The organism is Sphingomonas sp. BK069 (genome assembly GCF_014193405.1).
Lineage (GTDB): Bacteria > Pseudomonadota > Alphaproteobacteria > Sphingomonadales > Sphingomonadaceae > Sphingomonas.
Genome location: NZ_JACHZH010000005.1, coordinates 264,048 through 277,821 on the forward strand (window position 1 = coordinate 264,048; position 13,774 = coordinate 277,821).

The window sequence follows — 13,774 nt, forward strand, 5'->3', positions numbered from 1 at the left end:
GAGGTTAGCCTATGACCGAATGGCATTTCTACGAGCCCGCCCGGGGCCACGGCCTTCGCCACGACCCGCTCAACGCGATCGTCGCACCGCGCCCGATCGGCTGGATCAGCACCGTCTCGCATGACGGCGTGCGCAACCTGGCGCCGTACAGCTTCTTCAACCTGTTCAACTACAAGCCGCCGATCGTCGGGTTCTGCTCGGTGGGGGCAAAGGACTCGCTGGCGAACGCGCGCGAGACCGGCGAGTTCGTGTGGAACCTGGCGACGCGTGACCTCGCCGAGGCGATGAACGCCTCCTCCGCGATGGCGCCGCCCGACGTGGACGAGTTCGCGCTCGCGGGGCTGGAGACGCTCCCCTCCGCCAGGGTGCGCCCGCCGCGCGTCGCGGCGAGCCCGGTGCAGTTCGAGTGCGTCGTCACCCAGGTGGTACAGCTCGAGGCGCGGCACGGCGATCGGCTGCCCTCGTGGCTGGTGCTCGGCGAGGCGGTGGCGGTGCACGTCGATCGCGCGCTGATCGACGACGGCGTCTACCAGACCGCGCGCGCGCGCCCGATCACCCGCGGCGGCGGCCCGGCCGATTATTTCGAGATCACGCCCGAGCAGCTGTTCCGGCTGGAGCGGCCGAAGGGCTGAGCGACGGGAGAGCTGCGATACCAGCTTGGAGTCGCACGCCGCGGAAATCGCCGAGCAGCGGGAGATTGTCGCGCCTGCTCTCCCCACCGGCGGGCTCCTGCGCACGCAGGAGCCCGGAGCCACGAGCGCCCTTCCTGCAACCCTCGACTCCGGCGTCGTCCCGGGCACGCCGGTCAGCAAGCGATCGTTTTACGCCACCGGCTCCGTACCGACCGTCGCGACGATCACCGAGAAGACCAGCCCGTTGTCGGCGTCGACCAGCTCGACCCGCCAGTCCTGGCCGCGCAGCAGCGCATCGACCTCGTCGCGCATCACGTCGGCGGCGAAGCGCACCGCCGCCACGCGGGCGTCCGCCAACGTTCTGTATTCCTGGCCGATCGTGTCGGGATGCGAGACGCCGTCGCGCACGTTGAAGAAATAGCGCTGCATCAGCGGCTCCTTTCCCGACCAGCTACCCTTGCTCTCGATCAAGGGTCCTCAATGAAGGTTAGGAAGGTTGCCGTTTCTCCCGCGCACGCCGCGAGCATCGTTCGGTCGAAGTGAGTGCGCGCGCGACGTCGGCGCCTAGGCTCAGCCGCCCGTCGCCTTCGACGGAGTCGCGCATGGCCGATCCCAGGCTGCCGAGCCGGCGCGCGCTGCGCCTCCCGGCGATCCTCGCCGCCTTCGTCGCGGCGCTGTGGCTCATCGTCTTCGTCGGCGATGATATCGCGCATTATCGCTCGCTGGCGACGCAAGAGCGCGGCGGGGTGCCGCGCGGCCTCAGCCGTAGGCGCGCCAGAAGAACACCGCGGTGGTGGCGGCGGTGACCAGGATCGTCCAGCCGCGCACCACGCCCGCGGGCAGTCGCTTGCCCACGCTCGCGCCGGCCCAGCCGCCGAGGATCCCGCCCAGCAGCATCGGCGCGCCCGCCTGCCAGCGCACCAGTCCAGTGGTGATGAACACCAGCGCCGCCGCGCCATTCGCCATCGCCAGCATCAGCGTGCGCGGCGCGAACAGCGCGCGCGGGCTGGCGCCGGCAAGCAGGCCGTAGGTCGCGGTCAGCATGATCCCGACCCCGCCGCCGAAATAGCCGCCATAGGTGCCGAGCAGCGCCTGGGCGACGAACAGGCTGCGCCGCCCGATCGTGACCCGCCGCGCCAGCCACACCGCCCCGGCCGGGCCGAGCACGATCGCGACCAGCGCCACCAGCAGCAGCCACGGCACGATCAGGTCGAAGGCGCGGCTGGGCGTCACCACCAGCAAGGTGCTGCCGACCAGCCCGGCGACGAAGGTCACCGCCGCCAGCCGGCGCAGCGACACGCCTGCGACCGGGCCGAGCTCGTCGCGGAAGCTCCACACGCTCGCGCCCGCGCCGGGCAGCAGCGCGACGTTCGAGGTGGCGTTGGCGACATTGGCGGGCAGGCCGAGGCCGAGCAGCGCCGGCAGCGTGGCGAAGGTGCCGCCGCCCGCGAGCGCGTTCATCGCGCCGCCGACCGCGCCCGCCCCGGCCGCCAGCGCGACCGCACCCCACTCAGCCAAGCGCCGCCTGCTTCTCCGCCGCGATCCGGTCGAGCTCGGCGCGGCTCTTCTTCTCGGCCGCGGTCTTGAGCTGGCCGCAGGCGGCATCGATGTCGCGGCCGCGCGGGGTACGCACCGGCGCGGAGATGCCGCCCTCGAAGATGATCTCGCTGAAACGGCGCACGCGCTCGGGCGTCGACGTCTCGTAAGCCGCACCGGGCCAGGGATTGAACGGGATCAGGTTGACCTTGGCGGGCAGCTGATAGTGGCGCAGCAGCCGCACCAGCTCGTGCGCCTCCGCGTCCGAGTCGTTCTTGTCCTTGAGCATCACATACTCGAACGTGATCCGGCGCGCGTTGTTGGCGCCGGGATAGTCGGCGCACGCCTGGAGCAGCTGCTCGATGCCGTATTTGCGGTTGAGCGGCACGATCTCGTCGCGCACCTCCTTGGTCACCGCGTGCAGCGACACCGCGAGATTCACCCCGATCTCCTCGCCCGCGCGCGCCATCATCGGCACCACGCCCGAGGTGGAGAGCGTGATGCGGCGCTTGCTGAGCGCGAGGCCGTCACCGTCCATGACGAGCTTGAGCGCGTCGCGCACCGCGTCGAAATTGTAGAGCGGCTCGCCCATGCCCATCATCACGATGTTGGTGAGCATGCGGCCCTCGGGCTGGCTCGGCCACTCGCCGAGCGAGTCGCGCGCCAGCATGACCTGGCCGACGATCTCGCCCGCGGTCAGGTTGCGCACCAGCCGCATCGTGCCGGTATGGCAGAAGGTGCAGTTGAGCGTGCAGCCGACCTGGCTCGACACGCAGAGCGTGCCCCGATCGGCGTCGGGGATGAACACCGCCTCGTAATCCTGCCCGTCGGGCGAGCGCAGCAGCCACTTGCGCGTGCCGTCGCTGGAGACCTGCGCCTCCACCACCTCGGGGCGGCCGATCACGAAGCGCTCGGTCAGCCACGGATGCTGCGCCTTCGCGATGTCGGTCATCAGCGCGAAGTCGGTGGCACCGCGATTGTACATCCAGTGCCAGATCTGCTTGGCGCGCAGCTTGGCCTGCCGCGGGTCGAGCCCGGCGGCGGCGAGCGTCTCGCGCAGCTGGTCCTTGGACAGGCCGATCAGGTCGATGCGACCGTCGGGGCGCGTCGCCGCGGCGCGCGGGACGGGCACGGGATCGATGTGCCCGGGGATGGGCATGGGGGCGGCCGGCTCTGTCAGCATCGCGCGCACATAGGCGATGTGCGTGGGTTTTTCCAGTTCGGTGTGGGGCAAGAGAGCTGCGTCGTAGAAGGCGTCGGTCGATCCTCCCCCGTGGGGGAGGTGGCAGCGCGAAGCGCTGACGGAGGGGTGACCCGGTCGGCGAGTGTCGCAGGACTCGCCACCGCTGACACCCCTCCGTCAGGCCTGCGGCCTGCCACCTCCCCTTGCAGGGGCGGATCAGTCATGGGCCAACAGGCTTCACTCTCTCCCTATGGGGGCAGCACCCTTAGCCGCCCGCACACCCCAGCTGCGCCGCGTCGATCGCGGTCGGCGCGCCAGCGAGCGTGTAGCTGTCCGCGATCGGCCGTCCCGCGCGGTCGGCGGTGGTGAGCGTCATCAGCCGCCCCGCGCGCAGCGCCGCGACGATCGCGCGGTCGGTCGCGGCGTCGGGCGCGCGCGCGCTCGTCACGTCGCCCGCCAGCGCGAAGCGGCGCTCGCCCACCGCCAGCGTCACGCGCGCATCGTCGCCGCGCGGGCGCGACAGACGGAAGTAGACGCTGGGCGTGCGCGTCGCCCTCGCGCGCGCTACCACGCTGGCGAAACCGCCGCGGCGATCGGTGGTGCCGTCGTCGCGCACCGGCTGCGCGACCGCGAAGCAGCGCGGCGGCTCGCCCTCGCGCAACGCCGCCCAGCGCTGCCACACGCCGAGCGCTCCGCGCTCCGCCGCCAGTGCCAGCGCCGCCGCGATCAGCATGACCCTGCCCCCATCCGCGCCTCCTCGCCCCACCTAGGGAGCGCTGTGGCCCGAGAGCAACGGTTTTTCCTGTTTATGTGAGGTTCATGCAACGACGCGCGCGTTAACTAATTGACCCCCCACGCCCCAGGGTCGGGGCGAGAGGACTGGAGTGAGACATGCGTAAGCTTGCATTTGCCACCGCCGCGGCCGCGTTCGGCGTCGCGCTGGCAACCCCCGCGCTGGCACAGAACGGCGACTTCAGCGGCCCGCGGCTCGAGGCGCTCGCCGGCTACGACAATCTGCAGGACGGCGGCGACGGCGACTCCGAGGGCCGCGAGGGCTTCACCTATGGCGCGCTGCTCGGCTACGATTTCCAGCGCGGCAACATCGTCTACGGGATCGACGGCGAGATCACCGACGCGACCACCAAGAGCCGCAGCTACAACGAGGTGACCGCGGGCGACCGCTTCTCGGTCGAGGCGGGGCGCGACCTTTATATCGGCGGACGGCTCGGCTACGTGATCTCGCCCGCGGCGATGATCTACGCCAAGGGCGGCTACACCAACGCGCGCGTCGAGAGCCGCTACCAGCCCAATACCGGCGCGGACAACGAGCTGGTCGACAAGGCCGACCTCGACGGCTTCCGCCTCGGCGCCGGGCTCGAGTACAAGCTCACCCCGACCGCCTTCGTGAAGGGCGAGTATCGCTACTCGCATTACGGCGAGATCGAGGGCTATAACATCGACCTCGACCGTCACCAGCTGATGGCCGGCCTCGGCATCCGCTTCTGATGATCGTCGGGCGGGGCGGGCGGAACCGAGGCGATCGTGTTCCTGCGCACGCAGGAGACCAGAGCCGACAGCGCCGGCCTGCGTGACCCTGGGTTCCCGCCTGCGCAGGAACACGAGGCTCACCACGCCCTCATATAGACGCGAAGGGTCGGGGCGCTTGCTCCGGCCCTTCACTTTTGGCTAGGACGAGTCGGCCAATTGCCCCTGGTGAGTGACCTGCGGGCCCGGGGGACGTGACGATGAAGGCGACGATCGAACGCGCGACGCTGCTCAAGGGGCTGAGCCACGTGCAATCGGTGGTGGAGCGCCGCAACACCATCCCGATCCTCTCGAACGTGCTGCTCGAGGCCACGGCCGAGGGCCAGCTGCGGCTGATGGCGACCGACCTCGACCTCCAGATCAACGAGAGCGTCCCGGCCGCGGTCGACCAGCCCGGTGCCACGACCGTCTCGGCGCACACCCTGTTCGACATCGCGCGCAAGCTGCCCGAGGGATCTCAGGTCTCGCTCGCCGCGGCCGAGGGCCGCGTCACGATCGTGGCGGGGCGCGCGCGCTTCTCGCTCGGCACGCTGCCGCGCGACGATTTCCCGGTGATCGCCGAGGGCGAGCTGCCGGTCCAGTTCGAGCTGCCGGTCGATACGCTCAAGCAGATCATCGACAAGACACGCTTCGCCATCTCCACCGAGGAGACGCGTTATTATCTCAACGGCATCTTCCTCCATGTCGCCGAGGGCGTGCTCAAGGCGGCGGCGACCGACGGCCACCGGCTGGCGCGCGTGACGGTCGACCAGCCCGAGGGCGCCGCGGACATGCCCGACGTGATCGTGCCGCGGAAGTGCATCGCCGAGCTGCGCAAACTGCTCGACGAGGTGGACGGCTCGGTCGGCGTGTCGCTGTCGGGCACCAAGATCCGCTTCGATCTCGGCAGCGCGATCCTCACCTCCAAGCTGATCGACGGCACCTTCCCCGACTACAGCCGCGTGATCCCGACCGCCAACGACAAGATCCTCAAGCTCGATCCCAAGAGCTTCATGCAGGGCGTCGACCGCGTCTCGACCATCGCCACCGAGAAGACGCGCGCGGTGAAGATGGCGCTGGATCGCGACAAGATCACGCTGTCGGTGACCAGCCCGGAGAACGGCACTGCCGCCGAGGAAGTACCGGGCGACTACGCCGCGATGCCGTTCGAGATCGGCTTCAACAGCCGCTATCTGCTCGACATCCTCGGCCAGATCGACACCGACCTGGTGGAGGTCCACCTCGCCGACGCCGCCGCGCCGACGCTGATCCGCGAGAACGACAAGAGCCCCGCACTCTACGTGCTGATGCCGATGCGGGTGTGAGGCGCGGGCAGGCGGCAGTGTAAGCACCGATTGGGCCGAGCGATGTAGCGATCAACATCGGCCTTATTCGTAGCTTCATCGACACTTTCTGTGGCGCGCGCCCGCGCGACCACGCGGGAAGGCGGCTGGTCCGCCCCGCGACCACTACCTGCGCCCTTTTCGTCCATGAAGTTTCAACCGAGACGCGCGCGCGAGCGGGTGACGTCGCGCCCCCGCACGCCGAGCCTTTCCAGCGCGTGAGAACGCTTCCAGAATAATCTGATTATATGCTTTCTTTTATCAACGGTGCACGGTACTCCTGCCCGTAAGCCGCTGAAAAAGCGGTCACGGGAGAGACAGAATGACAATCAGGGACTCTGCGTCCGTGCTCGCGGTGGCGTGCGCGCTCAGCTGGACATCGGCCGCTTGGTCCCAGGATCGGGCGACATCGACGCAGGAGGCCCCGCCGTCGAGTGACGGCCAAGTCGCCGCCGCCGACGCGAGTGCACCCCCGGCCGTCGGCGAGGAGGACATCGTCGTCACCGGCCTGCGCCGCAGCGTCCAGGGGGCGCAGGCACTCAAGCGCGACTCCGACCAGATCCTCGATGCGGTCGTCGCCGAGGACATCGGCAAGCTGCCCGACAACAACGCCGCCGAGGCGCTGGCGCGGATCACCGGCGTGCAGGTGTCGCGCTCGCAGGACGAGGCCAACGGCGTCTCCGTACGCGGCCTGCCCGACGTCACCACCACCTTCAACGGGCGCGAGCTCTACACCGCCGAGGGGCGCCAGGTGGCGTTCCAGGATTTCCCCGCCGCCTCGCTCGCCGGGCTCGAGGTCTACAAGGCGACCACCGCCGATCTGGTCGAGGGCGGCATCGCCGGGCTCGTCAACGTGCGCTCGCGCCGTCCGTTCGACTTCGACGGCTTCGAGATCGCCGGCTCGATCCGCGGCATCTACGGCGACCAGGCGCGCAGGGTCGATCCGCAGGGCAGCCTGTTGGTCACCGATCGCTTCGACACGCCGATCGGCGAGTTCGGCGCGCTGATCAACGTGTCCTACACGCAGACCAACTATCTCACCTCGGCGCGATGGGACAGCGGCGACGTCGACACGCCGGTCGACGGCCAGGTGATCACCACCCCCGGCGTCGGCCGCGACTTCAAGATTCCGGAATCGGTCGGCATCTTCTACAACAACGGCAAGCGCTGGCGCCCGTCGGTAAACGGCTCGCTGCAGTGGCGCCCGGCCGCCAACGTCGAGCTGTACCTGGAGGGCCTCTACCAGGGCTATCGCGGCCGCGAGCAGAACAGCGAGCTCGCGATCCGGCTGCGCAACGGCAACCCGACCTTCAGCAACGTCGTGCTCGACGAGGACGATCCGGGCAAGGTCAAGAGCCTCACCCGCTCGGGCGGCGAGGGCTCGATCGGCACCGACCTGTTTCGCGGCGTGCCGCACAGCACCACCAACACCTATCAGTTCGCCGGCGGGGGCAGCATCAAGGGCGAGCACGCCAGGTTCAGCACCGACCTCGCCTATACCGACACGCGCAACTATTTCACCGACTACGGCTTCGATTTCGCCGCGCGCGACCCGGCGACCGCCGACATCAGCTTCGACATCGACCGCGACTATGGCGGGGTCGAGTTCTCGCTGCCGGGCTTCGACCTGACCGACCCGAACAATTACGTCATCCGCGGCATCTTCGACCGGCGTCGCGAAGGGCGCGGCTCGGGCTGGCAATGGCGCAACGATCTCGAGCTCGACTTCGATCTCGACGGGATCGACAAGATCCAGTTCGGCACGCGCTTCACCACGCGCAAGAGCAGCTTCGCCGACGGCACGCGCTACGCCAACATCCGCGCGCAGCGCGTGCCGCTGACCGCGGCGCCGATCGGCATGGGCGGGCTGGTGAAGGAAGGTTTCCGCGGCAGCGACGCGCAGCCGACGCGGCAATGGTACGCCCCCAGCGGGCAGGACGTCTTCAACAACATCGAGGCGCTGCGCGCCTTCGCGCAGGACCGTCTGCGGATCAGCAACCTCGGCAACGCCGACCAGCGCCCCGAATTGTGGGACCCGGCACTGCCGCCCTATACCACGCAGTTCGCCGCGGACGAGAAATCCTATGCCTTCTATGGCCAGCTTCACTACGCCTTCGAGCTCGGCGGCCTCCCGCTCGACGGCGTGGTCGGCGCGCGCGTCGTCAACACCACGATCCAGACGGTCGGGCTCGGCTCGGTCGACGGCGACGTGCGCCTCACCGACGATCGCAAGAATTACGTCGACGTGCTGCCCAACGTCAGCCTGCGCGCGCGGCTGACCGACCAGCTCCAGTTCCGCGCCTCCGCCACCGAGACGCGCACGCGCCCCACCTTCGGCCAGAGCAATCCCGCCTTCGTGCTCCAGCGCGACTCGGTGAATCTGGGCGACTATAACGGCAGCAGCGGCAACATCGACCTCGAGCCGATCCAGTCGAAGAACTACGACGTCTCGCTGGAATGGTATTTCAGCCGCACCGGATCGCTGACCGGCGCGGTGTTCCGCCGCGACCTCAAGGGCTTCATCAGCAACTACACGGTGTTCCAGCAGGTCCCCGGCTTCGGCAACATCCAGGTGACCCGCCCCGAGAATGCCGGCGCTGGACGCATCCAGGGCGTTGAGCTGGCCTTCACCACCTTCTTCGACTTCCTGCCCGGCGTGTTGAGCGGCTTCGGCACCCAGCTCAACGGCACCTATCTCGACGGCAAGCAGGCGCTGCCGACGGTATTGGGCGAGCAGGGCCGGCTCGTGCGCGTGCCCAACACGTCGAAATGGACCTACAACGCCAACCTGCTCTACGAGAAGGGACCGGTGTCGGCGCGACTGGCGTACAATTACCGCACTGACTGGGTGAACTTCTACAATAACACCGAGAGCGAGTCGGCGGTCGCCGGCGAATATACGCGCGCGACCGCGCGGCTCGACTTCTCCGCCGCCTTCACCCCGGTCGAGTTCCTGACCTTCACCTTCGACGCCACCAACCTGACCGGGGTGCCGTTCCAGAACGTCCGCAACTTCAGCGACACGCAGAGCTACCCGCGCGACATCCGCTACGAGGCGCGGACCTTCTCGCTCGGCGCGCGCTTCCGCTTCTGATGCCGTCGCCTCTCTTCCACGCAGGAGCCAGGATGCCCGCCACCCGTCTCGCCGCCCGCGCGTTCACGCTCGCCGGCCTCGTCGCACTGCCGCTCGCCGCGCCGCTCCGCGCGCAGGCGCCGGTCACCGTGCGCACGCCCGCTACCCCCCTGGTGGCGCACGACCCGTATTTCAGCCTGTGGAGCCTGACCGACAAGCTCAACGACGCGCCGACGCGGCACTGGACCGGCAGCGAGCAGCAGATCAGCGGCTGGGTCCGCGTCGACGGCAAGGCGCTGCGCTTCATGGGCGGCGGCCGCGGCGACGCGATGACGCAGGTGTCGCGCGAGCTCACCCCGACGCGCACCAGCTACGACTTCGACGGCGGCGGGGTGCGGCTCACCGCCACCTTCCTCTCGCCCGCGCTGCCCGACGACCTCGACCTCGTCTCGCGCCCGGTCACCTATCTGAGCTGGACGGTGCGCTCGACCGACGGGCGCCCGCACGCGGTGCAGGTCTATGTCGACGCCAGCGCGCAGCTCGCGGTCAACGACGACCAGCAGCAGGTCGTCTGGGGCAGCAGCCGCGTCGGCGACATGGCGGTGCTGCGCGTCGGCACCACCTCGCAGCAGGTGCTCCAGAAGGTCGGCGACAACGTGCGGATCGACTGGGGCTGGGCGCAGCTCGCGGTGCCGCAGCAGCCCGGCACCACCACCGCGACGATCGGCGAGGGCGAGCGCGCCGCCTTCCGCGACGGCGCCGCGCCGATGCCCGACGACCTCGCCATGCCGCGGCTGGCGCACCAGAACCGCCCGCTGCTGGCGGCGCGCTTCGACCTCGGCAGCGTCGGCGCCGAGCCGGTGACGCGGCGCGCGATGCTCGCCTATGACGACATCGACTCGATCGAGTATTTCAAGCGTCGCCTCCCCGCCTATTGGCGCCGCGACGGCATGACGATGGCGCAGCTGCTCCAGATCGCCGAGCGCGACGAGCCGGTGCTGCGCGAGCGCGCCGCCGCCTTCGACCGCGAGCTCACCGCCGACCTCGAGCGGGCCGGCGGCCGCGCCTATGCCGAGCTGGCGGTGCTGGCGTATCGCCAGACGCTCGCGGCGCACAAACTGGTCGCCGACATCGACGGCACGCCGCTCTATTTCTCCAAGGAGAATTTCAGCAACGGCTGCATCGCGACGGTGGACATCACCTATCCCACCTCGCCCTTCTACCTGCTGCTCAACCCGCGCCTGCTCGAGGCGCAGCTGCGCCCGATCCTCGACTATTCCAATATGCCGCGGTGGCGCTTTCCCTTCGCGCCGCACGATATCGGCACCTACCCGCAGGCCAACGGGCAGGTTTATGGCGGCGGGGAGCGCAGCGAGGACGACCAGATGCCGGTCGAGGAGAGCGGCAACATGCTGCTGATGATCGGCGCGCTCGCCAAGGTGCAGGGCAACGCCGACTTCGCCCGGCGCTACTGGCCGCTGCTGACGCGCTGGGCCGAGTTCCTCCGCGACAAGGGGCTCGACCCCGAGAACCAGCTCAGCACCGACGATTTCGCCGGGCATCTCGCGCACAACACCAATTTGTCGATCAAGGCGATCAGCGCGCTCGACGCTTATGCCGAGCTGGCACGGCTGCTCGGCAAGAAGCAGGACGCGGCGCGCTATCGCGCCACCGCCAAGCAGATGGCGGCGCGCTGGCAGGTGATGGCGCAGGACGGCGATCACACCAGGCTCGCCTTCGACCAGCCCGGCACGTGGAGCCAGAAATACAACCTCGTCTGGGACAAGGTGCTGGGCCGCGGGCTGTTCCCCGCGTCGCTCCGGCGCAGCGAGCTGGCCTTCTACCAGCGCCACCAGGGCAAGTACGGCCTGCCGCTCGACAGCCGCAAGACCTACACCAAGCTCGACTGGATCACGTGGAGCGCCACGCTGGCCGATGATCGCGCCACCTTCGAGGGCCTGGTCGAGCCGCTCCACCGCTACATGCAGGAGACGCCGACGCGCGTGCCGCTGAGCGACTGGTACGAGACCAAGGACGGCGCGCAGGTCGGCTTCCAGGCGCGCGCGGTGGTCGGCGGCGTGTACATCAAGATGCTCGACGACCCGGCGCTGTGGCGCAAATGGGCCGCGCGCGCCGCCAAGTGAGCCGGACAGGGAGGAGCAGAGACATGCCCTATTCGATCAGTCGCCGCGCGCTGCTGCGCGCTACCACCGCCAGCGCGGCGCTCGGCGGCATCGCGAGGCTCGCCCCGCTCCATGCCGCGCCCAGGGCCGCGCCTGCCGCCGCGCCGCTGACGCAGAACCGCGCCCCGCTCGCGCCGCAGCCGCTCCAGCCGCTGCCGACCGGCGCGATCAAGCCCGCCGGCTGGCTGCGGCGCCAGCTCGAGATCCAGGCGCGCGGCATGGGCGGACGGCTCGACGAGACCTGGCCCGACGTCGGCGCCAACAGCGGCTGGCTCGGCGGCACCGGCGAGAGCTGGGAGCGCGGCCCCTATTTCCTTGACGGGCTGCTGCCGCTGGCGTGGCAGCTCGACGATCCCGCGCTCAAGGCGAAGGCGCAGCGCTTCGTCGAGTGGACGCTGGCGAGCCAGCGCCCCGACGGCATGTTCGGTCCCGCCAGCAACGACGACTGGTGGCCGCGCATGGTGATGCTCAAGGTGCTCACCCAATATCACGAGCTCACCGGCGACCCGCGCGTGCTCCGGCTGATGACCGCCTATTTCGCGCATCAGCTGAACGCCCTGCCCGCGCGCCCGCTGAAGGACTGGGGCAAGTTCCGCTGGCAGGACCAGGTCGTATCGGTGATCTGGCTGTACAATCGCACCGGCGAGGCCAGCCTGCTCGAACTGGCCGCGCTGCTCAAGCGGCAGGGCTATGACTGGCAGGGGCTGTTCGCCGATTACCCCTATCGCACCAAGACCAGCAAACGGGCGATCGGGCTCGACAAGCCCGACGTGCCCGGCGAGGTGCCCGAGGGGCTGAAGGATCCGGCGCTCTCGGTCCACGGCGTCAACAACGCGCAGGCGCTCAAGGTCTCGCCGGTCTGGTCGGTGGTGTCGGGCGACGCGGCGGATCGCGCCGCGATCCGGCGGCAGCTCGGCGCACTCGACCGCTATCACGGGCTGCCGATCGGCATCTACTCGGCCGACGAGCATCTCGCCGGGCGCAGCCCGAGCCAGGGGGTCGAATTGTGCGCGATCGTCGAGGCGATGTACTCGCTCGAACAGGCGCTGGCGATCACCGGCGACGCGGACCTGGCCGACCGGATCGAGCGGCTCGCCTATAACGCGCTGCCCGCCACCTTCACCGACGACATGTGGGCGCACCAGTACGATCAGCAGCCCAACCAGGTGCAATGCGTCCACGGTCCCGGTCCCTGGACCACCAACGGGCCTGAATCGAACATGTTCGGGCTGGAGCCGCATTTCGGCTGCTGCACCGCCAACTTCCACCAGGGCTGGCCCAAGCTGACCACCCATCTGTGGATGGCCTCGGCCGACGGCGGGCTGGCGGCGACGCTCTACGCGCCCTGCACCGTCGCGACGCGAGTGCGCGACGTGCCGGTCACGCTGCGGCAGGAGACCGACTATCCGTTCCGCCACGCCGTCGCCATCGCGGTAGAGCCCGCGCGACCGTTGACCTTCCCGATCCGGCTGCGGGTCCCGGGCTGGTCCCAGCAAACGAGCGTGCTCGTCAACGGCGAGATGCAGCCGGCGCGGCCCGACCGGGGCTTCGTGCGCGTCGAGCGCGAGTGGCGGCCGGGCGATCGCATCGAGCTCGCCTTCACCAGCAGCCCGCGCGCGGTCGTCTCTCCGGAAGGATGGACCAGCTTCGAGGACGGTGCGCTGGTGTTCGCGCTGCCGATCGAGGAGAAGTGGACCAAGGTGCGCCAGCGCGGGCTCACCGCCGACTGGGAGATCCGTCCGGCCAGCCGCTGGTCGTTCGCGGTGACACCCGGCGCTCCCCTCGAGCGTGTCGAGCGGTCGGTCGGGCCAGTGCCCTTCTCGCGCCGCTCGCCCGCGGTGCTCCTCACCACACAGGCAGTGCCGATCGACGGGTGGGGGATCACGGATGGTGCGGCAAGCCCGCCTCCGGCGGCAGCGAAGCCGTCCGGTGCCCGACGTACGCTCGTCTTGATGCCTTACGGTGTGCCCAAGCTCCGCATCACCGCCTTCCCGTCGCGCGTCCTCTGATCGACCCGATCAGCGAGCGCGTCGCAGCGGCGGGCAGAGCAAACAGAGGCGGCCTCGCGTACACGGTCGGGCTGTTCCTCCGACTGGTGCGCGGTTTCTCAGAGGGTCATTCACAGCAGGCGCGATCCTTCGCCGTGATCGTATCTTCTCTCCGCGTCGAAGCGATCCTCCCCGCGCGGCGGCGTCAGGTTCGGTCCGCGTGCGGAAGGCGGACGACGAGGCGGGCGAGTTCGTCGATGCGCGCCCGCACCTGCTCGGGTTGCCACCCCGCCGGCGGGCTCGAGCTGCGGC

The 13,774-nt window shown here is 69.7% G+C and carries 11 protein-coding genes; 7 read left to right on the forward strand and 4 right to left on the reverse strand.

Annotation, left to right across the window (positions count from 1 at the left end; genetic code table 11):
• The first annotated feature begins 11 nt into the window (after positions 1–11).
• On the forward strand, positions 12–632 hold the full coding sequence (locus tag FHY02_RS16775; protein WP_183924263.1) for a flavin reductase family protein: 621 nt from the start codon (positions 12–14) through the stop codon (positions 630–632).
• Positions 633–821: 189 nt separating this feature from the next.
• On the opposite strand, the gene FHY02_RS16780 is transcribed toward FHY02_RS16775, so the two are convergent.
• Positions 822–1,061 (reverse strand): DUF6894 family protein, encoded by a 240-nt coding sequence (locus FHY02_RS16780; RefSeq protein ID WP_183924265.1) that lies wholly within the window; start codon positions 1,059–1,061, stop codon positions 822–824.
• A 173-nt stretch (positions 1,062–1,234) separates the two neighbouring features.
• Here FHY02_RS16780 and FHY02_RS16785 point away from each other — a divergent pair, with 173 nt between their 5' ends.
• On the forward strand, positions 1,235–1,438 hold the full coding sequence (locus FHY02_RS16785) for a hypothetical protein (protein WP_183924267.1): 204 nt from the start codon (positions 1,235–1,237) through the stop codon (positions 1,436–1,438).
• Here the strand turns inward: FHY02_RS16785 and FHY02_RS16790 are convergent.
• From FHY02_RS16790 to FHY02_RS16800, 3 genes are all read right to left on the reverse strand, one after another.
• The gene (locus tag FHY02_RS16790) at positions 1,392–2,150 is read right to left on the reverse strand and encodes a sulfite exporter TauE/SafE family protein (RefSeq protein WP_260158641.1); all 759 of its coding nucleotides are present in this window, start codon (positions 2,148–2,150) and stop codon (positions 1,392–1,394) included. The two genes, FHY02_RS16785 and FHY02_RS16790, sit on opposite strands and share 47 nt — an antisense overlap.
• On the reverse strand, positions 2,143–3,327 hold the full coding sequence (gene rlmN, locus FHY02_RS16795) for a 23S rRNA (adenine(2503)-C(2))-methyltransferase RlmN (protein ID WP_260172953.1): 1,185 nt from the start codon (positions 3,325–3,327) through the stop codon (positions 2,143–2,145). Before rlmN ends, FHY02_RS16790 begins: the two co-directional genes overlap by 8 nt.
• 289 nt (positions 3,328–3,616) lie before the next feature.
• Positions 3,617–4,084: a hypothetical protein gene (locus FHY02_RS16800; RefSeq protein ID WP_183924273.1), complete on the reverse strand. Its 468-nt coding sequence runs from the start codon at positions 4,082–4,084 to the stop codon at positions 3,617–3,619.
• Positions 4,085–4,242: 158 nt separating this feature from the next.
• Between FHY02_RS16800 and FHY02_RS16805 the strand changes: the two genes are divergently transcribed.
• From FHY02_RS16805 to FHY02_RS16825, 5 genes are all read left to right on the forward strand, one after another.
• Entirely contained in the window at positions 4,243–4,857 is a 615-nt protein-coding gene (locus FHY02_RS16805) for an outer membrane protein (RefSeq protein WP_183924275.1), read from the forward strand.
• A 239-nt stretch (positions 4,858–5,096) separates the two neighbouring features.
• The gene (gene dnaN / locus FHY02_RS16810; protein ID WP_183924276.1) at positions 5,097–6,200 is read left to right on the forward strand and encodes a DNA polymerase III subunit beta; all 1,104 of its coding nucleotides are present in this window, start codon (positions 5,097–5,099) and stop codon (positions 6,198–6,200) included.
• 340 nt (positions 6,201–6,540) lie between these two features.
• Positions 6,541–9,312, forward strand: coding sequence for a TonB-dependent receptor (locus FHY02_RS16815; protein WP_183924277.1), 2,772 nt, complete (start codon positions 6,541–6,543; stop codon positions 9,310–9,312).
• A 32-nt stretch (positions 9,313–9,344) separates the two neighbouring features.
• Positions 9,345–11,435: a glutaminase family protein gene (locus tag FHY02_RS16820; RefSeq protein WP_183924278.1), complete on the forward strand. Its 2,091-nt coding sequence runs from the start codon at positions 9,345–9,347 to the stop codon at positions 11,433–11,435.
• 23 nt (positions 11,436–11,458) lie between these two features.
• Entirely contained in the window at positions 11,459–13,483 is a 2,025-nt protein-coding gene (locus FHY02_RS16825; RefSeq protein ID WP_183924279.1) for a beta-L-arabinofuranosidase domain-containing protein, read from the forward strand.
• Positions 13,484–13,774: the final 291 nt, after the last annotated feature.

What these genes read in the sequence shown, in the direction of transcription:
- FHY02_RS16775 (WP_183924263.1), top strand. Translation starts at nt 12, where the DNA reads ATGACCGAATGGCATTTCTACGAGCCCGCCCGGGGCCACGGCCTTCGC.
- FHY02_RS16780 (WP_183924265.1), bottom strand. Translation starts at nt 1,061, where the DNA reads ATGCAGCGCTATTTCTTCAACGTGCGCGACGGCGTCTCGCATCCCGAC.
- FHY02_RS16785 (WP_183924267.1), top strand. Translation starts at nt 1,235, where the DNA reads ATGGCCGATCCCAGGCTGCCGAGCCGGCGCGCGCTGCGCCTCCCGGCG.
- rlmN (WP_260172953.1), bottom strand. Translation starts at nt 3,327, where the DNA reads ATGCCCATCCCCGGGCACATCGATCCCGTGCCCGTCCCGCGCGCCGCG.
- FHY02_RS16800 (WP_183924273.1), bottom strand. Translation starts at nt 4,084, where the DNA reads ATGCTGATCGCGGCGGCGCTGGCACTGGCGGCGGAGCGCGGAGCGCTC.
- FHY02_RS16805 (WP_183924275.1), top strand. Translation starts at nt 4,243, where the DNA reads ATGCGTAAGCTTGCATTTGCCACCGCCGCGGCCGCGTTCGGCGTCGCG.
- dnaN (WP_183924276.1), top strand. Translation starts at nt 5,097, where the DNA reads ATGAAGGCGACGATCGAACGCGCGACGCTGCTCAAGGGGCTGAGCCAC.
- FHY02_RS16815 (WP_183924277.1), top strand. Translation starts at nt 6,541, where the DNA reads ATGACAATCAGGGACTCTGCGTCCGTGCTCGCGGTGGCGTGCGCGCTC.
- FHY02_RS16820 (WP_183924278.1), top strand. Translation starts at nt 9,345, where the DNA reads ATGCCCGCCACCCGTCTCGCCGCCCGCGCGTTCACGCTCGCCGGCCTC.
- FHY02_RS16825 (WP_183924279.1), top strand. Translation starts at nt 11,459, where the DNA reads ATGCCCTATTCGATCAGTCGCCGCGCGCTGCTGCGCGCTACCACCGCC.